General features: G+C 52.6%; 1 protein-coding gene. It reads left to right on the top strand.

Annotated features, from left to right (window positions below; genetic code table 11):
• Window positions 1-234 (top strand): recombination-associated protein RdgC (gene rdgC / locus ACTHS4_RS12630; RefSeq protein ID WP_440366060.1); only part of this gene is annotated, 234 nt, incomplete at both ends.

Below are 234 nucleotides of genomic sequence, written 5' to 3'. Positions count from 1 at the left end.
CTCAAAGGCGTAGGCGATGTTGTCCCGGTCGTCAAAGTTTCCAAACAAGACCTGACCGCCGATGAAGTGGTACAACACGTCAAAAACGGCAAAACTGTTACCCAGCTGGGCTTGGTATGGCGCGAACAAATCGCGTTTATCCTTACCCAAGACTTTACGCTCAGACGCATCCAGTATCTGGATGTTTTGCAAGAAGAAGCCGAAAGCAACGGCGACGATGCCGCCAGCCTCGCC

It is taken from the genome of Neisseria sp. P0014.S009 (assembly GCF_051958155.1).
Taxonomy (GTDB): domain Bacteria; phylum Pseudomonadota; class Gammaproteobacteria; order Burkholderiales; family Neisseriaceae; genus Neisseria; species Neisseria flavescens_C.
Note: the sequence above shows the minus strand (reverse complement) of the source record. Positions and strands in the feature narration are given on the sequence as shown.